Raw genomic sequence first — 20,028 nt, 5'->3', positions numbered from 1 at the left:
GAAAGTCAAAAGTTGAAAGTCAAAAGTCAAAACGTTATCGTATTGATGCAACAAACGGTTAAATTAATTTTGGTGGAGCGATCGCTTATGAAATTAAGCTAGTTAACCCGATACTCTAACTCAGTTTATTTTAACTTTTAGCTTTTGACTTTTAACTTTCATATGAATCTAACTAGAAGGCAATTAATTCAAGCTGGATCGTATGCAGCGATGGGAGCGATCGCCACTCATTTACTACCTGCTAATAGTGCAGCTTCCGAACCTTTTTATGGAATTAATGCTTTCTATCTTTTGACAGAAAGCTATCGGAAAGCAAAGGAAAATCCTCAAGCTAATCTACGTCAAACCATCCGCAAATACCTGCAAGACGAACTGGGATTAGCGAGATTACGCGATCGCAGTAAAATTAATGCAATTCGGTTTCTTGCTGGTAATAACTATCCCTCAGACAAAAGACAAACTGTAAAAAAGGGAGTCAATCGACCGTTTCATTTTGATGCCATGCTGTGGACGACGGCTCAACAAATGGATCGTCGAGTGCTAGATGTTTTAGACGCAATGATGCAGTCATTAGCCGAAATGGAATTCTATATCGTGCCTGTTTTGGCTAACTATTGGATCGAGTACGGTGGTATTCTTAGATATTTAGAATGGGTAAGCAAAATCGAGCGAGAAGAATGGTTCGACGCTTATTGCAACCGCAAAGATGAAGAATATTATTTGAAATATAGCCTTGATTTTTATACAAGCCCAGCAATTGAAAAATTATTTCAAACTCACATTCAACCCGTACTTCAAGTTTGTCGAAAATATTCTCAAGTGGCAATTCTCGATATTATGAACGAACCACGGGGTAAGAATCGCTACAGTATGGAGAATCAAAAGATTGAGAACAATTTATATTCTCATCAAATAGTGGCTCAGTGGTTAAATCGTCAAGCTAGTTTTGTGAAAAGGAGTTTGCCAAAAGTTAATATTACTACAGGTGAAGAGGGTTGGTTGAATTCTCCTATAGACTTGCAATTAAATTATCTCAAAAACGAAAGCCAGTATTATGAAGGAATCGATCTAAAAACTAATCTGTTTGCGCCAAATAGTACTTTGACAATGGGAAGCATCCACATGTATACCCATGAAGCAGTAGAATTTAACAAACCTAACGAGTGTGGTAGACGATTCCGCGATCGCCGTGGTTGGGATTATTTACTACAATCAGATCGCCCCCAGACTCCCGAAAGTTACGTAAAAATGGGAGAAGAATGGATAAAATCTCGCGCTACTGTATTTGGTAATAAACCTTGGTATTTAGGAGAAATGGGCTGGTGTCGCTGTCAGTCAGAAACAGATCGTTCTCCTCTCCCAGCTACTGTATTACAAAAAGAACGAATTCCAATTTATCGAAACTGGGCAGAACAGGCTTTTCAATTGGGAGCAAAAGGCGTATTTTTGTGGGAATTAGCAGGGATAACACACCGCGATGAATTTTACGCCATGAACCTGAATCAAATTATTGACGTATTTCCACGATGAAACAGTGACTGGTGGCTAGTGGCTAGTGGCTGGAGATCAGGGGAAAAAGAGAGCTGAGGGAGCAAGAAAATTCAAAATTCACCACTCACTACACCCCACACCCCACACCCTGATAACTGGTAACTGATAACTGCCAAATGTCTACCTACAATACCATCTACAACATAGTGCGCCAAATTCCTAGAGGAAAAGTAGCCACCTACGGACAAATAGCAGACTTAGCAAATCTCTATGGTAAAGCTCGTCTAGTCGGCTATGCTCTTTATCGCGTGGATAAAAACTCTGATATTCCCTGGCAGCGAGTGATTAATGCAAAAGGCGAAATCTCCTATTCACCTCTGCGACATGGTGCAGACTACTTACAAAAAACGTTGCTAGAGCAAGAAGGAATAAAATTCAACTCAGCCGGAAAAATCAATCTTAAAGAATATCTGTGGCATCCTTCTAGAGACATGCTGCATGGAACTATCTTAAGTTCTCTCGATCTATAGAAATTTATAATCGTAAGTATTTGAATTTCTGAATAGTACAAAAGACACCACGTATTGCAATTGAAAGGAAAAGCTAGAAATAGTACTTGCACAGCATAAACCGTTCGCGATCGCCTTTCTCATTCAAACTTAGCAAGCACCAAAATCAAAGATAATTGTTAAACAATCTTTGGTAAGATTGCGGAAGTTTGAATTAAATTTAAAATTATAGGGCGCTCCCCCGTGAAGCTATACGTCTATCACACTCCAGAACTAGTACCTGGAGACTGCAACCCAGATTGTGCGATCGCCGTAGACGTACTCAGAGCCACGTCTACTATAGCAACTGTCCTAGCCGCTGGTGGCGAAGCCGTTCAAGTATTTAGCGATCTAGAACAACTCATGCACGTCAGCGATAAATGGTCGCCAGAAAAACGACTGCGGGCAGGAGAACGAGGCGGGGGAAAAGTTGCAGGCTTTGACATGGGCAATTCTCCCCTCGACTGCACCCCAGAAAGAGTTGAAGGTAGACGATTATTTATTAGTACAACAAATGGGACTCGCGCCCTACAAAAGATCGAGAATGCTCCAACTGTAATGGCAGCAGCTTTGATCAATCGGGCAGCAGTAGTAAAGTACGTATTAGAAAAACAACCAGAAACAGTCTGGATTGTCGGTTCGGGTTGGGAAGGCAGTTTTTCATTAGAGGATACAGTTTGTGCGGGAGCGATCGCCCATAGTTTATGGGAGAAGACTAGCTTACCAATCGAAGAAATAGCGGGTAACGATGAAGTCATCTGCGCGACTGCGCTATTTACCCAATGGCAAGATAAGTTATTAGAGCTAATGCACCAAGCCAGTCACGGTAAGCGGTTGTTACGCCTAGACTGTCACGAAGATCTAAAATACTGCTCTCAGACCGATATATTAAACGTGGTTCCGATCCAAAAAGAACCTGGGGTTTTAGTCAAGCTGTAATTGATGCCAACACTGATTCTAACTCCACGTCACACAGCAGACACACAGGAGCGAGTAGTAAGTAGTGCATGAAGAAGGGGTGTGGGGGAGCCAGTGCGGTGCGGGGGGTTCCGCGCCCTGAAGCAACTAGCGTTGTAGGGTGTAGGGTGCGGGGAATTTTGAATGCGTGAATTTTGAATTGCTCCCTTGTCCTCCTTGTCCCCCTTCGCCCCCTAATCCCCACTCCCTTCGGTCGCGGGGAAGAGCGAGTTCCCCCTTGTCCTACTCCCTGCTCCCGACTCCCGACTTCCTGTTTTTCAGAAAAATTAAAAGCGATCGCAGCAGCCAGTTGCCAATTGGGAATGCTAGATTGGCAGAGATTTAATCTAAAGTTCAGGTTAACTAAACTTAATCTTTATGTTGCAGCGACGATCTTATGCTTTTGCCGCTGGGGTATGCTTATTTATTGCTCTACTGGGTGTACCGCTGATAGTTGCTAACTACAATAACTATCGAGAGAACGGAATTGCTCTGCTGAGACCGCAAGGAAAAAACGGCTTAGATATTCCAAAATCAGGAGTTTTATCCCTAGTTTCTCTTTCTCCCAACGAGAGAGCAGGACGATTACAAGCGATCGCCCAACAATCTAGCTCTCGCGAGCGCAGCCGCGCCCGTTACCTTATAGCGAGCGACCTTATCATACAACGGCAAGGCGACAAAGCGATCGCGGTTTTGCAAGATTTAGAAAAAGATTATCCCGAACTAGCGGCTCATATCGCCCTCAAACGCGCCCAAGCGTATTCTTTGACGGGAGATAAGGTAAGAACTCAAGCCGCTTGGCAAGACTTACTCCAGCGCCATTCTAAAAGTCCGGTAGCAGCAGAAGCCTTGTTCGTGCTGGGGAAAAACGAACCGCAATATTGGCAAGAAGCGATCGCCCTATTTCCCAGCCATCCCCGCAGTTTAGATATTGCCCGTTTGCTACTCCAAAAAAATCCTCAGCAGCCGCGATTGCAGTTACTTCTGGCGCAATATGACTACCAGAAGCCGGAGATCGTCCCTGTTTTAGATCGCTTAGTCAGTCAGTCGGCGGCGCAACTCAAACCCCAACATTGGCAAACAGTCGCCCAAGCTTACTGGGAGAATCGGGAATATGGTAAAGCTGCTGTCGCCTACGCTAAATCGCCTCGTACCCCCCGCAACGTTTATCGCTGGGGCAGAGGATTGCAATTGAGTACCAAACAAACAGAAGCTATTTCTGTTTACAAACAACTAGTAGCTGCTTATCCCAACGCAGAAGAATCTGGAATGGCGCTGATGCGATTGGCGCGGATATCCAAACCGAAAGAAGCTATTTCATATTTAGATTGGATTGTCAATCGTTTTCCCAAACAAGCAGGGGAAGCATTGGTAACAAAAGCAAATTTACTCGACAATCTGAATAGTAAGCAATCTGCTGCCAAAGTCCGACAATTATTATTAGATAAATATGGCGATTCAGATGCCGCAGCGGAATATCGCTGGCAAGTCGCACAAGAAAAAGCTGCAAAAAAAGATTATCAAGCCGCAACGAGATGGGCAGAAGCTATTCCTCAGCGCAATTCCGAACATATTCTCGCACCTAGATCGGCTTTTTGGATCGGGAAATGGGCAGAGAAATTAGGCAAAAGTGAAGCTGCTAAAACTGCTTTTGAATATGTTTTGAGTAAGTTTCCCCAGTCTTATTATGCGTGGCGATCGGCTACACTTTTGGGTTTAGATGTTGGTGATTTTACAACTGTACGTCAGATAAACCCCGATTTTTCATTGCCTCAACGTGTCCTTCCGCTTGCTGGTTCTCCTGCTTTAAAAGAGCTTTATCAATTAGGGCAAGATGCTGATGCTATAGCTTTATGGCAGGTAGAATACAGCAATCCAGAAAAACCAACTGTAGCCGAACAATTTACCGATGGTTTAATGTATTTGGCGAAGGGAGAAAACTTAATTGGTATTAATGAAATTTCCACTTTAGAAGACAGAGATATTCCCTTAGAAAAAGCAGAATATCAAAATTTGAGTAAACAGCTAGGCTATTGGCAAGCACGTTATCCTTTTCCTTACTTACCATTAATTCAAACTTGGGCGCAACAACATCAGCTCAATCCGCTTTTAGTCACGGCTTTAATTCGTCAAGAATCACGTTTTGAACCGACAATTCGTTCTGTAGCTGGAGCAGTAGGATTAATGCAAGTAATGCCTGGTACAGCTCAATACATAGCAGAAAAAATTAATGTATCTGAGTACAATTTAGAAAATCCCCAGGATAATATCCAACTAGGAACCTGGTATATGGATTACACCCACAATCGGTTTGATAATTATTCATTGTTGGCGATCGCGAGTTACAATGCTGGTTGGAGCAACGTAGAAAAATGGCTGAAGCGTTTCAATACTCAAGATCCTGATGAATTTGTCGAATCAATTCCTTTTGGCGAAACTCAAGGATACGTGCGTCAAGTATTTGGGAATTATTGGAATTATCTGCGATTATACAACCCACAAGTTTCTCGATTAGTTGCTAAATATTCTGACGTGCATCCGTCGATGTCAATTGATGTAGCAAGTAATTAGATCCTCCTAAATCCTCCTTAAAAAAGAGGACTTACCGAGCTTAAATCTTAAATTTAACTTTTCAAAATATTTGATAATAGATGTAAATGTTTACGCAATTTAGCAAAACATTAACCTTATCTATTATACGCCAATTGCGATCGCACACCAGAAAGTAATCTGGTGAAATTACTGTTGTAGTGAAAATAGGTTCAACGATAAATTTGCTCTAAGCGATCGCTTAACCTCAGAAGATATTGAAATTAATTCAGATGGACGGGTTTTTCTAAGAGCAAAATCTAAAAACGGACAACCGAGAATTTATACGATTACTTATACCGCTAGAGACAGTGCTGGCAACTTAACTCAAACTAGTGCAGAAGTCAAGGTTTCACCAGAAGCTAAATAAAGCTACACTTTTGCTGTTTCTCGATTGGAATTAGCGCTAAATTCAGAAATTACATAAGGACTAAATAATTCTCGCTCCTCCGTTTGCAATCGACGCGGACGCTTAGTTTCTCGATCGATGAATAGTCCTTTTTGCTGTGCTTCTGCTACCAACGTATTATCACCATTAAAAAAGCGAAAATCTAGTATGGCAGATGCAGCTCTGAGTTCGGAAAGCCATAACTCTAAGCGCACGCGATCGCCCAAATAAAGAGGATTTTTGTAATTAATATTTGTCTGAACTAATATAGGCACAAAACCGCGTTCTGCGATCGCGTGAATTGGCATTCCTACCGCTTCTAACAACTTAGTCCTTCCGATTTCCATCCACTGCTGATAAACAGAATTATTCACATGACCGACAAAATCGATCTGATAGGTATAAATCTCTAAATCTAAACAAATCTTCTTCATTTTCTTATACTTCACGCCTATTCTACGAAAAACACTTTGCGCCTCTGCACGGACACTTTCCTCAACGGGGGGAACCCCCGCACGGAAGTGTCCTTGTCTTTGCGCGACCAAACTTTACTTAAGTCACCAGATAGTGACAAGGTATCATAGTCACCAGTCAGTGACAATAGTACGATGTTTCGATGACGCGGGATAAAGAGGAGACAAAAGCTAGAATTCTAGCAGCAGTGGGCAAATTACTATCAGCATCAGGGTTTAGACAATTAGGCATCAATGCGATCGCCCGCGAAGCACAAGTCGATAAAGTGTTAATTTACCGATATTTTGGCAGCTTGCCAGAGCTACTGCGGACATTTGGTAAAGAAGGAGATTATTGGATTAATGCCGAAGAACTGATCGATAATGGCGTAGCAGCAGATTCTTGGGACGAAGAAATGGTAAGAATGCTATTGCAACTGTCACAAGACTTACAAGAGCGTCCAATTACGCAAGAAATCTTACGTTGGGAGCTGTTAGAAGGAAACGAGTTAACGGAAGAACTAGCACAAATCAGAGAACAAACAGCGATCGCCTGCTTGGATTATTTAAGGCAAAACTACCCTACATCCCAAAATCGCGATCTTCCAGCGATCGGCGCAGTTTTAATTGCGGGAATCGTCTATTTAACATTGCGATCGCGCACATACCCATCATTTCTGGGTATAGATCTAACCTCACCTACAGGCTGGCAACGAATTGAAGCAGCAATTAGAGCGATGGTTCAAATCAAGAATGAGGGATGACAAGTTAAGTTAAAAATCAAAATCTCACTACTCCCTACTCCCTACTCCCTGCTCCCTTCATTACAGATACAATATTCATCAGATATGGAAATGGCTTGAGTAATGACACCACCCTCTGAAGTTGACACTGCATCTCAGGCAGATGTAAATAATGACATCGAGCCAGCGGTTCAAGAGCAAGATTCTTATCTGAACGAACTGCCTGACGAAGTGGAAATGTCCCTGTTCGAGCATCTAGAGGAGTTGCGACAGCGGATTTTCTATGCCCTAATTGCTGTAGTCGTAGGGGTTATTGGCTGTTTCATAGCCGTCAAACCGATTGTTAGATTATTAGAAGTGCCAGCACAGGGAGTTAAGTTTCTACAACTGGCTCCAGGCGAATACTTTTTTGTTTCAATCAAAGTTGCAGGCTACAGCGGTTTACTTGTAGCCAGTCCATTCATCCTCTACCAGATCGTCCAGTTTATTTTACCAGGATTGACACGCCGCGAACGCCGCTTAATTGCACCAATTGTTTTAGGTTCTACCGTGCTGTTTGGAGCCGGATTAGCCTTTGCTTACCTGGTACTGATTCCAGCTGCATTAAATTTCTTTATCAGCTACGGAGCAGATGTAGTAGAACAACTATGGTCGATCGATCGCTACTTTGAATTTGTCTTGCTGTTCATGTTCAGCATCGGTTTAGCGTTTCAAATTCCCATTATCCAAGCCTTACTCGGTATATTGGGTATCGTATCTTCTGCCAAAATGCTGTCAGGGTGGCGCTTCGTCTTGTTAGGTGCAGTCGTGTTAGGTGCAGTATTAACACCCTCTACCGATCCGATAACTCAATCTCTGCTCGCGGGTGCGGTGCTGGCGCTCTACTTTGGTGGTATTGGTATAGTTAAAGTTTTGGGCAAATAAGATTTTTGATTTTTAGCCCTTTCCTTTCAAGGTAGCAGCGATCGCCACGACTCCAAAAACTTGAATCCCCTCTTGACGCAAAGTCTGAGCGGCTGAGCGAGCTGTTGCGCCAGTTGTATAGATATCGTCTAAGATCAAAACTGGACGTACAGGGCGACGGTGACGAAAATCCGACCCGAGGTGAAAGGCTCCAACTAAATTTTGCTCTCGCTCGTTTGCAGGTAATTCAAACTGGCGTACAGTTTGGCGCGCGCGCTCCAATCCCTGCGATCGCAATTTTAGCCCCGTCATCTGACAAAAACTCCGCGCTAATAACTCCGCTTGGTTGAAACCGCGATCCCTTAACTTGGTTGCGTGCAGTGGAATTGGAATGACAATTGGCTGGCTTGAAGTCGATGGGAGATTTAACCAAGCATCAGCCAGCCAGAACCCTAACGGTTGAGCGATTTGAGATTTTTTCTCGTACTTTAGAGCCGCGATCGCCCGTTTGAGCGCTCCTCCATAGATTCCCCAAGCAAATACTGGGATTTCTGTTGTAGAACGGACATGGCGATCGCTTAGTTGACAGTGCTGTAGTTGTCTGGTGCAATCAACACAGAATACTTTCCCAGTCGGACGCTGACATAAAGGGCAATTTGACTTGAGAAATATGCTAATTACATCAGTCCACATGAGGGAGCAGGGAGTAGGGAGTCGTAGGGGCGGGTTTAGTGAAAGATCGCGCAGATGAGGCAATATATCTTGGTTCAAAACCCACCCGTACAAGAGTCGGGGAGAAGAGAGAATCGCAAAGCGATCGGGAACTGAGGGAGAAAATCTAGCCACTAGTCACCAGCTACTAGTTACTGATAACTGACAACTGTTCGTTGTTGCAACAAACGATGCAGGTATTGCAAAATGCCGATCGTGAATACTGTACTCGCAGCTAAAAACAACCAATATCTATCTGCCATCTGAGGCGATCGATCTAATACCCATGTTCCTAAAGGAGGACCGATGATGTAGCCGAGCGAACCACAGAGGGAGTTGATCGCGAAATAAACGCTGCGTTGTGAGGGGGGAGCTAAGCTGTTGACGATCGATACCGCAGCAGGAGTTAGGGATACAGCAGCGATCGCAAAAATTTCTGTTGCTAAGATCGCCCAGCCGAGGCGAACCGATGGCGCTATACCTGTTACCCAAATGACAACAAAACCTAATGCCCACATTAAGGTAGAAAAGATCATTGCATGAGGGGGACTCCAGCGCTTCAAAGCACGGGTAATTGGTAATTGACAAACAATCGCTAAAAGTACGTGCCAGCCAAACAGGATGCTAATTGTGGTGACTGAAAATCCTTGCTCGACCGTACTATCTGCGACGGCGAAGTTTTTCCAGTACAGAGGTAGCACGGCTTGAAACTGCGAGGCATATACAACCGCCATCGTATTAGCGATCGCGTAGACCAAAAGACAGCGATCGCTCAAGGCTGCTGACCAATTGCCTTTAATTCGAGAACTTGATTTCTGCGGTTGGTAAGTTTCTGTAACTTTTGTATAGACCAGCATGAAGAAAACAACAAATCCTACAGCGTTGCACAAAAACAACGCTCTATATGCGCCTGTTAAACCGACTATTTCCCCACCTAGAAGAATTCCTACACCTAAGCCTACATAGTCCATGACTCGCATCACGGCAAAAGTGTCTTGGCATTGTGAGGGAGAAATTAAATCGGTGATGACAGTATCAATAGTGGGCCAGTACAAACCCTGTCCAAACCCCAACAGTAAGTTCCCGATAACTAAGAGTGCAAAGCTATTGGTTGCGGCTAAGATGGCTGCGGCGATCGCGCTTAACGTGGCGGAAAGTAATAGAGTTCGACGGCGACCGCATACGGACGAGTCGCATAAAGAACTTGCCACCAACCGACCCAATATGCCTGCAACTGATGCGCTGCCTAAAGCTAAACCAACACTAGTGGCAGAAAATCCTAACTGATTGACAAAAAATATGGTTGTATAAAATAAGGTAAAACCGATACCTAGTTGGGAAATACAACGACCAATTCCCAGTATCCAAACTTGTGAATTAAGCTGTGGCAACCAGGAAGTAAATTGATACTTAATTATAAACTTCATTTCTGACGAAAAACAGCAAAGCTGCGGACAGGTAAACAAATACCTACCGATCTAGGCATGAAAAATTTTTGCATTTGTCTTTCACAAATACATCAATCGGCTGCGATCGCAGCCTCTTCAAGACTTAACTGGAAGGCAATTAATTTTATTCTTCCAAATTAACTTTTGCCTTGCGTATTTCCCCTGATTGTAATTATCTGTTATCAGTAAAGAGTGGCTAGTGACTGGTGGCTGGTGGAACCAGAATTACTCCCCTGTCCCCCTTGTCTTTCTTGTCTTTCTTGTCTTCCTTGTCCTCCTTGTCCCCCCACTGCTCCCAGCTCGTTCCTGCTCCCTGCTCCCTAATAAGCGGCGTAAATACTGTAAAATTCCCACGACGATCGCCACGCTAAGGGCTGAACCCAACCAAAAACTATCTGCGATCGCGGCTGACTGGTCTAATGCCCAACCACCCAAGGGCGGTCCGATGAAATACCCGCCTGCCCAGCATAGAGAGTTGATGGAAAAGTAGATACCAATTTGAGCTGGAGGTGCGAGGTCGGTAATCAATGCGGATGCAGAGGGAGTGTAAGCAACAGTGGCGATCGCCAGTAGACTTAAAGCTAAAATTGCCCAAGTGATTTGACCACTAGCAACTGTTCCTGTTATCCAAATACAGAAAAAGCCTAAAGTCCACATCAAGGCAGAGATTGTTAAAGCTTGAGGATGAGTAAAACGTTTTAAAGCGCGTGCCACAGGTAACTGAGTCACGATCGCCATAGCCATATGCCAGCCGAATAAAATGCTGATTGTAGTTTCAGTAAATCCTTGACCTCCACTGCTAACTGGAACAAAATTTTTCAGATAAAGGGGTAGGGTGCTGTGTAGCTGGGCGATGTAAGTTGTAAAAATAATATTGACGATCGCAAACACTAATAAGCTGCGATCGCTCAAGGCTATTTGCCAACTCCCAGGCGCAAACGCTCCAGTTTGATTCTCCTGCGGTCGAGTTTCGGCGATCGCAAAATAGACGACGGCTAAGAAAATTAGAAACGATAACCCATCTAAAATAAATAGCGCTCGATAAGCTCCTGTTGTCCCAATCAAAACGCCACCAAATACAATTCCCATCCCTAGACCGAGATTGTCGGCTAAGCGAGTCACGGCATAAGCTTCGCGGCGTTGGTCGGTGGATGTTACATCGGCAACAACAGCTTCAGTTGCGGGCCAATACAAACCTTGTCCCAGTCCCAGGAGTAAGTTGCCGATAACTAAAGTGGTGAAATCTGGAGTAATGGCGAGGACAAAACAGGCGATCGCCGCGATCGCTGCTGATAGTAAGAGAGTGCGACGACGACCCCAAAACTGTGAATCTGAAAATGCTCCCCCCAAAATTCGTCCCACAACTCCAGAAATAGAAGCACTACCCAACGCCCAGCCGACAGCAGTGGCAGATAAGCCGACTTGGTTGACGAAAAAAATTGGCGCGTAAAACAGGGTAAACCCCGTACCTACATTTGATAGGAAGCGACCGCTTGCCAAAATCCAAACTTGAGAGTTCAGCGACGGCAACAGAGACGAAAAGTTATTTTTCTGAAAAAAATTCATTGAAGCTTTAAGTATTGATACGTCATATGAAAGTAAATTTTGTAACAGATTGGGAACTATAAATACAGAAGATTCATAGTTGTCTACTCGCAGCACCAATTCAAGTTACTTACTATTAGTGTCATATCTATGCAGAGACTTTTTGTATTACTAGGAGTAGTAATTGTATTTGCACTCATATTCGGATTCATGTTTGCTTATTATCGTTCTCAACAATCTCGCCGCCGACTCAGGTGGGTGCAGCCAAGAAAGCATGGCAAAAGCAAAACCACCCCATTTTCATCGCCTCGTCGCCAAAAACCACATGATAGCGAAGAAAGTGGAGATAGCGATAGTGCCATTAGGATAGAACAGGTTTCCCGCCCGCTACAAAAAAAACTCTTGCTACTGTTACATGGCGATCGCCAAGCCGCAAATAGACTTCTCAGTGCAGCGAAAGACCGGAATCCTGGTAGAACTATTCAGTGGTATGCCGAGAAAGTCCTATTCGATTTGCAACGCGATTATGGCAAATATTAACTAAATTAAAAGTCAAAAGCTAAAAGTTAAAAGTTAAAAATGAAGATTTAAGAGTTATTTATTCTCCTCTGCTTCCTTGTCTCCCTTGTCCCCCTTGTCTCCCTTGTTCCTTCTATTTTCTCCTCTCAGTCTTTTACGCTAATCTTCGTCGTCTAATTCTTCAACCTTTTCTGCTGGTCTATAGTCAGAGCATTTCAGTGCTTCTTCTGTTAAAACGGCACAAGGATTGACAGCACATTTGAGATAAGGATTGTTGGTAAAGTATTGACAGTTTCGACAGGGTACTTTTTGAAAGCGCTTGATTGTAAACAAGAGTTCATCTCGCGCCGCAACTCCAATTTTAGATAGCATTAAAAACAAAATTGTCCAGCCCATAATAAAGCCAATCGGACCTAAAAGCATGAGCAGATCGGAAGTATTAAACTGAGGTGATTTTGTTTCATTTACAGTTTGTTCGCTCAGTTTGACTTCCCGTACAATTTGTGTTTGCGCTACGTGCTGTTTTAAAAAGTCAGCCTTATTATCCATATTTCTTCCCTCGAGCGGCATTCAAAAATACTGTCTTCTTTAGTAGCAAGACCACGGATACTATATTTACAGGTATAGCGAATAATAGAGTTCAGTATCTCTACTGAGAGTTTTGCTTGTCTATTTGTCCGATCTATCTAAAGAAGTATATTTTCGGAGGTAGGGCAATTCTTTTGATTCTTAATTGCTGGTTCTTGCTTTTTGCTTGTCAACTAATTTTATGACGCTAGCAAATTATTTATTTTGGCGATCGCCAGAGCTTATTAACTGGACTGCATTAATTTTTACTTAATATATCCAGCAAATACAAATATATAGTTGTGTTTGTGCGATCGACGGTAACAAAAAATACTTACCTAACTAAAGATAGCTCATCTTCTATGTTACAAAAGCTCGACAATATCGACAACATCAAGATTAATTAAATCGTTTAACTTAAATTAAACAAATTATATTTTTGTAAATTATAACAAGGTTTTTGTATAGCGATCGCATCCAATCTGCTATTAACTTGTGCTGCGCGTGGCGGTTAATGCTACTCTACGAAAAAGTAACTCGACGCTATACCGTGTCAGCTATGTCAAGCTTCAAGTTTGTTGATAGCAAGCGATAGAAGCAACTCACGATAAGTACAAATACAGATGGGAGTAGGAAATTAGCAACTTTTCTCCTATTTCTGACAGGCTCGTGTAAAAATCGCATGACGATCGATGATACGCTAAAGAATTGCAGAAAGATTACAAGGCGCAAGAATGGTTGTTGCAACCCAGGTTCCCCACTTGCTACGGGCTGCTCGTGGAGAAGAAGTAGACCGCCCGCCAGTATGGATGATGCGGCAGGCAGGTCGCTATATGAAGGCGTATCGAGATTTACGCGAGAAGTACCCATCATTTCGGGAGCGTTCTGAAATTCCCGAAGTAGCGATTGAGGTTTCTTTGCAACCCTGGAGAGCTTTTCAACCAGATGGCGTAATTTTATTTTCCGATATTGTCACGCCGTTGCCTGGTTTGGGAATTGATATGGACATTGCGGAAGGCAAGGGACCAATCATTCACTCGCCGATTCGGACTCAAGCGCAAATTGAATCTTTGCGCCAGTTAGAACCAGCAGAATCCTTACCTTTTATTAAAGAAATATTACAGGCACTTCGAGCCGAAGTCGGGAATAAAGCTACAGTTTTAGGCTTTGTCGGTGCGCCGTGGACGCTTGCAGCCTATGCAGTTGAAGGAAAAGGTTCTAAGACCTATTCCATTATTAAGGGAATGGCATTTTCTAACCCGACAGTATTGCACCAGCTACTAGAAAAACTAGCAGATGCGATCGCCATTTACGTTCGCTACCAAATTGACTGCGGCGCTCAAGTCGTACAAATGTTCGATTCTTGGGCGGGTCAACTTTCACCTCAAGATTACGAAACTTTCGCTTTACCCTATCAACAGCGAGTATTTCAACAAGTTAAACAAACCCATCCCGATACACCCCTGATTCTTTTGGTAGCTGAAAGTGCAGGTTTATTAGAAAGAATGGCGCGCAGTGGTGCAGACCTAATCAGCGTAGACTGGACTGTAGACATGGCAGACGCACGGGCGAGACTGGGAAATCAAATTGGCGTGCAAGGAAATCTCGATCCTGGGGTGTTATTTGGTTCTCATGAATTTATTCGCGATCGCATTTACGATACGGTGAAAAAAGCAGGTACGAGAGGGCATATTCTCAATCTGGGTCATGGTGTCTTACCCGACACTCCAGAGGATAATGTAAGATTCTTCTTTGAAACTGCTAAACAGATTAGATATTAGTGGCTAGTGGCTAGTGACTGGTGGATAGAGTTTTGCTTTTAAAGATTTTTGCAAACCTCTAACCATCCTACCTATCTCAGAAGTTCTTGATAAAAGAATTTGTAAATCTTGTTCGCTTACATATGACAACCGTTGCGCCAAAATTAATTGAGTTTCCAGTTCTGCTAAAGAACCAAGTGTAATTGATAAAAAGTGTAAAAACTCTTTGGTTGAATCTCTTGCTGCACCTTCTGCAATATTAGAAGTAACAGATACAACTGCACGTTGTATCTAAGATGACAAACCATATGTTTCTTGTTTCGGAAAAGCTTGAGTCAACTGATAAACTAGAACAGCTAAATCTATCCCAAATTGCCAAACTTTGAGATCTTGATAACTATGAAGGCTCATTTCAGTATAGTAAAAAATATATGTATAATTTAACACACTTTAGGTCAAGCCACCAGCCACTAGCCACCAGCCACTAACTATGAGAATTTTAGTCACTGGCGCTAGCGGTTGTATCGGTCACTATATTTCTGAAATTTTAATTCAAGAAACTGACTACGAACTATATTTACTAGTTAGAAATCCTCAGAAACTACAAGTAGATATTACTCGCCCTGGTGTAAAAGTATTACAGGGCGATTTAGCTAATATCGAACAGTTTGCTGATTTACTGAAAACAATTGATATTGCTGTATTAGTAGCTACTGTTTGGGGTGGCGAAGATACTTTTGAAATTAACGTTAATAAAACAATTCAACTATTAAATTTACTCGATCCAGAAAAATGTCAGCAGGTCATTTACTTTTCTACAGCTAGCGTTTTGGATCGTCAAAATAACTTGTTAAAAGAAGCAGGAACACTTGGCATAGATTATATTCGTTCTAAATATGAAACTTTAAGTAGATTACCAGAATTAGCGATCGCCCCTAAAATTACCGTTCTATTTCCCACTTTAGTCCTGGGAGGCGATGCCCAGAAACCATACTCTCACCTATCTGCTGGCTTACCCGATGTTGCCAAGTGGATTAACATCGCCCGTTTCTTCAAAACAGAAGGCAGCTTCCATTTTATTCACGGACGAGATGTTGCTCAAGTCGTGAAATATTTGATGAAAGGGAGCAGGGAGAAGAGAGCTGAGGGAGCTTATGATGCTGAGGGAGCTGAGGGAGAAAAAACACTACACCCCACACCCCACGTACCACGTACCATCCAACTACCAACTACCAACTACCAACTACCAACTACCCATTACCAATTACTAACTCACTACGTTCTCGGACAAGAGCTATTAACCGCTAACCAGGTTATAGAAGAAATTTGTAAATATCTCAATAAAAAGATTTATTTTCGCATTCCTCTATATCTATCCTTGACCAATTTATTTATAGTTTTATTCCGCATTCAAATGGCAGACTGGGATAGATTTTGTTTGCAATATCGCTATTTTACTTATAAAAATATTATCAATCCTAGCAGCTTCGGCTTACCTAACTATTGTCCCACCCTCAGCGATGCCTTAAAAATTCATGGAGTTCGTGGTGGAAAATTAGATACTTAAGAGACATACTTTTAGCGATCTTCTTTGCATCTTTGCGCGAAACAAAATCATACTTTCGCACTTAATTTAGTATAGAGCGATACGGATAAGATAAATCGAGTAAATTGTCTCAATTGCATCGGAAATAATATATTGTATATTGCACTCGAAGCATAAGTGGAGATCGAAGCAGCTTGTCACCTCTCTGTGAAAAGGCTTTCCTTCTGCCCTCTGGCTCTACCTTCTGCCATAAGCTTTATTCCCGTGTAAAAATAATTTTGACTTTTAGATTTTGACTTTTGACCTTACTAAAATTCAATACTATTTCTGAATGAAATCTATTTTAAAAACTTATTTGTATGTTGCTAAAAAGCAACGTTGCTATTAGAAAAAATTGGAAGATTAAAGAAATATAAATTCGTTTTGTTAGCTTATTACTTGATGATACAAGGAATGATAAGAGTGTCATTCCTCTAGCTCTAGAAGTAGAATCCATACAGTCAATAAATAGGAATCATATTAGCGACTTATTTCCCATAAAGAATGACATCAATAGTCTTTTTCTGAAGGGATGAACAACCAATGCAGCTAACAAATAAGATTCGGTTCAGAAAATTACAGCTAACAAATAAGATTCATTTCAGAAATTTACGCGGTGACATTTTTGGTGGAGTCACCAATGCAATTGTTTCATTACCAATAGCTTTGGCGTTCGGGGTTGCATCTGGTTTGGGACCAGTTGCAGGGCTTTATGGCTCAATTTGTGTTGGCTTTTTTGCTTCTCTGTTTGGTGGCACACCCACACAAATTTCCGAACCAACCGGACCGACAACCGTATTTATGACGGCAATTATTAGCGCAATGATTGCTAGGAATCCTGAGAATGGTATGGCAATGGCATTTACGGTAGTGATGCTATCGGGAGTTTTTCAAATTCTCTTTGGTGTCTTCCGTTTGGGTAAATATATTATTCTCATGCCCTACAGCGTCGTTTCAGGTTTTATGTCTGGAATTGGTGCAATTCTAATTATTTTGCAAATTCCGCCATTTCTAGGACATGAAGCTCCTAAAGGAGGTTTGATAGGAACGTTACAAAATCTACCCCAGATGCTATCAAACCTCAACCCTGCCGAAACTGGTCTAGCAGCTCTGACAATGGTAGTTATTTTTTTCTTGCCGCATAGAATCAAGCACTTTATACCCCCACAACTAGCAGCATTAGTCATCGGCACAATTATTTCCTTCACCTTGCTGCAAAACATGGATTTGAGAAGGATTGGCGAGATTCCATCAGGACTACCGACCCTGTATCTACCTACTTTTACTCCGGCTCAAACCGTACAGATGTTCGTTGATGCAGCCATGCTAGGGATGTTGGGTTCTATTGATGCCTTGCTCACTTCAGTCATTGCTGACAGTATGACCCGTACCCAGACTCAGGAAGACCGGGAGTTAGTCGGTCAGGGAGTAGGAAATCTAGTTGCTGGTTTGTGCGGTGGACTGCCTGGTTCTGGTGCGACGATGGGAACGGTAATTAACGTTCAAGTTGGGGCAAGAACTGCTTTGGCTGGTTTGATCCGTGCGGTGCTGATGTTGGTCGTAGTGTTATGGCTGGCTGACTTGGCGGAAAACATTCCAATGGCAGTCTTAGCTGGAATTGCTTTCGCGGTTGGAATTGAAATGCTCGATTGGAATTTCTTGAAACGAGCGCATAAGGTTTCTTGGAAATCAACCTTAATCATGTATGGCGTACTGCTGATGACAGTTTTCCTCGATCTGATGGTTGCGGCTGGGGTAGGAATGTTTATTGCTAACTTGCTGACAATTGAGCAATTGAGCCATTTACAAGCTCAAAGAATCAAAGCAGTTTGTGGTGCAGATGATTCCGTCCCGCTCAATTTAGAAGAGAAAGAGTTGCTCAATTTAGCTGATGGGCGAGTTTCTTTGTTTTACATGGGGGGACCAATGCTGTTTGGAGTGGCAAAAACGATCGCCCGCGAACATTTATCTATCAAGCGTTGCGATACCTTAGTGATGGATCTGAGCGATGTTCCTTATCTAGATGAAACTGCGGCACTGGTAATCGAAGCTGCCATTAAAGATTCTCAGGCAAAAGGTTCTCAAGTATTTATCGTGGGGGCAGTTGGTAAAGTCAAGCATCTTTTAGAGAGTCTTGGCATTCTCAATTTAGTCCCATACGATAACCTATTTCTGGATCGAACTGATGCCCTGAAACAAGCAGTTGTAGTAGATGTAGCTGAAATCGGTTTAGATGTAGCTGAAATCGGTTTGCGGACTGGTTGAGTTTGGGAGTTCTATTGTCAAGTTTCCTATTGGATTTCACCTTGTTACACTGGCAGAGTAAACTCGATAGAATCCTCTTGAAGACTTTTGCAGAGGCTTAAATCTCTATTTCAGTCATCTACCCACAGTGCGATTTTAGCTCTGTTTGCCCTAGCTCTGATTTGGGGTTATAACTGGGTACAAATGAAAGTAGCAGTGGAATATTCACCACCGTTTACATTCGCAACTTTGCGGATAGTTCTCGGAGCCTTGAGTTTATTTCTCGTGATGGCGTGGTTGAAAAAACCGTTGTTACCTCAAGCAGTTGGGGGTACTTTTCTGCTGGGGTTGTTGCAGACGAGTGGATTGTATGGGTTAGCAACTTGGGCTTTAGTTAGTGGTGGAGCCGGAAAAACGGCAGTTTTGGTTTACACAATGCCTTTCTGGACGCTAATTCTAGCCTGGGTGCTGTTAAAAGAGCGAGTCAGAACAATACAATGGATTGCGATCGCCCTTAGTTTTGCTGGTTTGCTACTGATTTTAGAACCTCAGCAGCTTGATGGGACGGTTTTTAGTAAGGTATTAGCCATTCTTGCGGGGATATGCTGGGCTGGTGGGGTCATTGTCGCCAAGAAATTGCAACAACAACATAATTTAGATCTGTTATCGCTGACAGCTTGGCAAACTCTTTTCGGTGCTGTGCCGCTACTGTTTGTCGTTCTCTTCATTCCCTCTGAACCGATTGTTTGGTCTAACGAGTTTGTCGTAGCGTTGATTTACAACGTTATCCCAGGTACGGCGATCGCAATGTTGCTTTGGCTGTATATATTAAATCATCTATCTGCAAGTACGGCAGGATTGGGTGTGTTAATGAATCCTGTAGTGGGAGTATTAACGGCTTGGCTGCAACTGGGAGAACGACCAGGACTTACGGAATCTGTAGGTATGTTACTGATTGTTTCTGCTTTGGCTTTCAATGTTAACTCTCTGCAAAAAACGAAGTCAACCAACTAATTTCACCATTTCTGTACGGGCGGGTTTAACCGCAAAACTATTTATCCTAGTATAGGGATCTTCAAAAACCCGCCCCTACGAGGACTGACTTCATCATGACTATTCCCAGTACCCTTGCACCTGGCAACCTGCGGCGAGTCCACCACATCGCCTTAAATGTCAAAGACATGCAAGCATCGCGCCACTTTTACTGTCATATTCTGGGATTGCACGAACTGACAGGCGATGAAATCCCCTCTACTCTAATCGATTTGGTAGCGCAAGGCAAAGTCGCTAACTTTGTCACTCCAGATGGAACGGTTTTAGATTTATTCTGGGAACCGGAGTTAACACCACCAGATCCCGATCCCGAACGGAGTTTTACTCGTGCCTATCATCTTGCCTTCGATATCGATCCGCAATTGTTCGATCGCGCCGTGGAAGTATTGAAAGATAATCAAATTGCGATCGCCCACGGTCCTGTCAGTCGCCCTACAGGTAGAGGCGTTTACTGCTACGATCCAGATGGATTTATGGTAGAAATCCGGTGCGATCCAGTATGAGCAAAAAAAAACCTGAATCTGA

Annotated in this window: 20 protein-coding genes; 12 read left to right on the top strand and 8 right to left on the bottom strand. The window is 42.8% G+C overall.

Features of this window, described 5'->3' with window-relative positions:
• Nucleotides 1–162: 162 nt before the first annotated feature.
• The 3 genes from CHRO_RS14465 (at nucleotide 163) to CHRO_RS14455 (ending at nucleotide 2,978) form a co-directional block, all read left to right on the top strand.
• The gene (locus CHRO_RS14465) at nucleotides 163–1,530 is read left to right on the top strand and encodes a cellulase family glycosylhydrolase (RefSeq protein WP_015154965.1); all 1,368 of its coding nucleotides are present in this window, start codon (nucleotides 163–165) and stop codon (nucleotides 1,528–1,530) included.
• Between the two features lie 137 nt (nucleotides 1,531–1,667).
• Nucleotides 1,668–2,021, top strand: coding sequence for an MGMT family protein (locus tag CHRO_RS14460; protein ID WP_015154964.1), 354 nt, complete (start codon nucleotides 1,668–1,670; stop codon nucleotides 2,019–2,021).
• 222 nt (nucleotides 2,022–2,243) lie between these two features.
• Nucleotides 2,244–2,978, top strand: coding sequence for a 2-phosphosulfolactate phosphatase family protein (locus tag CHRO_RS14455; protein WP_015154963.1), 735 nt, complete (start codon nucleotides 2,244–2,246; stop codon nucleotides 2,976–2,978).
• Here CHRO_RS14455 and CHRO_RS32270 read toward each other — a convergent pair.
• Nucleotides 2,968–3,201 (bottom strand): hypothetical protein, encoded by a 234-nt coding sequence (locus CHRO_RS32270; protein WP_181824170.1) that lies wholly within the window; start codon nucleotides 3,199–3,201, stop codon nucleotides 2,968–2,970. The genes CHRO_RS14455 and CHRO_RS32270 overlap by 11 nt on opposite strands.
• Before the next feature lie 173 nt (nucleotides 3,202–3,374).
• On the opposite strand from CHRO_RS32270, the gene CHRO_RS14450 reads away from it, so the two are divergent.
• Nucleotides 3,375–5,567: a lytic transglycosylase domain-containing protein gene (locus tag CHRO_RS14450; RefSeq protein WP_015154962.1), complete on the top strand. Its 2,193-nt coding sequence runs from the start codon at nucleotides 3,375–3,377 to the stop codon at nucleotides 5,565–5,567.
• Nucleotides 5,568–5,957: 390 nt separating this feature from the next.
• Here the strand turns inward: CHRO_RS14450 and CHRO_RS14445 are convergent, their stop codons facing one another.
• Complete coding sequence (locus CHRO_RS14445) at nucleotides 5,958–6,407, bottom strand: acyl-CoA thioesterase (protein WP_015154961.1); 450 nt, start codon at nucleotides 6,405–6,407, stop codon at nucleotides 5,958–5,960.
• 182 nt (nucleotides 6,408–6,589) lie between these two features.
• Between CHRO_RS14445 and CHRO_RS14440 the strand changes: the two genes are divergently transcribed.
• Both CHRO_RS14440 and tatC read left to right on the top strand, forming a co-directional pair.
• Nucleotides 6,590–7,189, top strand: a complete 600-nt coding sequence (locus tag CHRO_RS14440) for a TetR/AcrR family transcriptional regulator (protein ID WP_015154960.1) — start codon at nucleotides 6,590–6,592, stop codon at nucleotides 7,187–7,189.
• A 102-nt stretch (nucleotides 7,190–7,291) separates the two neighbouring features.
• Nucleotides 7,292–8,092, top strand: coding sequence for a twin-arginine translocase subunit TatC (gene tatC, locus CHRO_RS14435; protein ID WP_015154959.1), 801 nt, complete (start codon nucleotides 7,292–7,294; stop codon nucleotides 8,090–8,092).
• A gap of 12 nt (nucleotides 8,093–8,104) precedes the next feature.
• Here tatC and CHRO_RS14430 read toward each other — a convergent pair whose 3' ends face one another.
• The 3 genes from CHRO_RS14430 to CHRO_RS14420 all read right to left on the bottom strand — a co-directional run bounded on the left by CHRO_RS14430 (nucleotide 8,105) and on the right by CHRO_RS14420 (nucleotide 11,796).
• Entirely contained in the window at nucleotides 8,105–8,764 is a 660-nt protein-coding gene (locus CHRO_RS14430) for a ComF family protein (RefSeq protein ID WP_015154958.1), read from the bottom strand.
• Nucleotides 8,765–8,934: 170 nt separating this feature from the next.
• Nucleotides 8,935–10,209, bottom strand: coding sequence for an MFS transporter (locus CHRO_RS14425; protein WP_015154957.1), 1,275 nt, complete (start codon nucleotides 10,207–10,209; stop codon nucleotides 8,935–8,937).
• A 246-nt stretch (nucleotides 10,210–10,455) separates the two neighbouring features.
• Nucleotides 10,456–11,796, bottom strand: a complete 1,341-nt coding sequence (locus CHRO_RS14420) for an MFS transporter (protein WP_181824169.1) — start codon at nucleotides 11,794–11,796, stop codon at nucleotides 10,456–10,458.
• Nucleotides 11,797–11,925: 129 nt separating this feature from the next.
• On the opposite strand from CHRO_RS14420, the gene CHRO_RS29680 reads away from it, so the two are divergent.
• On the top strand, nucleotides 11,926–12,315 hold the full coding sequence (locus CHRO_RS29680; RefSeq protein WP_015154955.1) for a hypothetical protein: 390 nt from the start codon (nucleotides 11,926–11,928) through the stop codon (nucleotides 12,313–12,315).
• A 138-nt stretch (nucleotides 12,316–12,453) separates the two neighbouring features.
• Here CHRO_RS29680 and CHRO_RS14410 read toward each other — a convergent pair whose 3' ends face one another.
• Complete coding sequence (locus CHRO_RS14410) at nucleotides 12,454–12,843, bottom strand: hypothetical protein (protein WP_015154954.1); 390 nt, start codon at nucleotides 12,841–12,843, stop codon at nucleotides 12,454–12,456.
• Nucleotides 12,844–13,595: 752 nt separating this feature from the next.
• Between CHRO_RS14410 and hemE the strand changes: the two genes are divergently transcribed.
• Complete coding sequence (gene hemE, locus CHRO_RS14405) at nucleotides 13,596–14,642, top strand: uroporphyrinogen decarboxylase (protein WP_015154953.1); 1,047 nt, start codon at nucleotides 13,596–13,598, stop codon at nucleotides 14,640–14,642.
• 3 nt (nucleotides 14,643–14,645) lie between these two features.
• On the opposite strand, the gene CHRO_RS14400 is transcribed toward hemE, so the two are convergent.
• Nucleotides 14,646–14,912 carry a four helix bundle protein gene (locus CHRO_RS14400; RefSeq protein WP_219336177.1) on the bottom strand — a complete coding sequence of 89 codons (267 nt, stop codon included), beginning with the start codon at nucleotides 14,910–14,912 and terminating at the stop codon, nucleotides 14,646–14,648.
• Nucleotides 14,913–15,032: a four helix bundle protein gene (locus CHRO_RS35060; protein WP_219335928.1), complete on the bottom strand. Its 120-nt coding sequence runs from the start codon at nucleotides 15,030–15,032 to the stop codon at nucleotides 14,913–14,915.
• A gap of 79 nt (nucleotides 15,033–15,111) precedes the next feature.
• Between CHRO_RS35060 and CHRO_RS14395 the strand changes: the two genes are divergently transcribed.
• The 4 genes from CHRO_RS14395 (at nucleotide 15,112) to CHRO_RS14380 (ending at nucleotide 20,006) form a co-directional block, all read left to right on the top strand.
• Entirely contained in the window at nucleotides 15,112–16,188 is a 1,077-nt protein-coding gene (locus CHRO_RS14395) for an NAD-dependent epimerase/dehydratase family protein (RefSeq protein WP_015154952.1), read from the top strand.
• A gap of 561 nt (nucleotides 16,189–16,749) precedes the next feature.
• The gene (locus CHRO_RS14390; protein ID WP_015154951.1) at nucleotides 16,750–18,471 is read left to right on the top strand and encodes a SulP family inorganic anion transporter; all 1,722 of its coding nucleotides are present in this window, start codon (nucleotides 16,750–16,752) and stop codon (nucleotides 18,469–18,471) included.
• Between the two features lie 87 nt (nucleotides 18,472–18,558).
• A complete protein-coding gene (locus CHRO_RS14385; RefSeq protein ID WP_015154950.1) occupies nucleotides 18,559–19,464 on the top strand; it encodes a DMT family transporter in 906 nt (301 codons plus the stop codon).
• Nucleotides 19,465–19,559: 95 nt separating this feature from the next.
• Nucleotides 19,560–20,006, top strand: coding sequence for a VOC family protein (locus CHRO_RS14380; RefSeq protein ID WP_015154949.1), 447 nt, complete (start codon nucleotides 19,560–19,562; stop codon nucleotides 20,004–20,006).
• Nucleotides 20,007–20,028: the final 22 nt, after the last annotated feature.

The sequence above is a fragment of the Chroococcidiopsis thermalis PCC 7203 genome, from assembly GCF_000317125.1.
GTDB lineage: Bacteria > Cyanobacteriota > Cyanobacteriia > Cyanobacteriales > Chroococcidiopsidaceae > Chroococcidiopsis > Chroococcidiopsis thermalis.
Note: the sequence above shows the minus strand (reverse complement) of the source record. Positions and strands in the feature narration are given on the sequence as shown.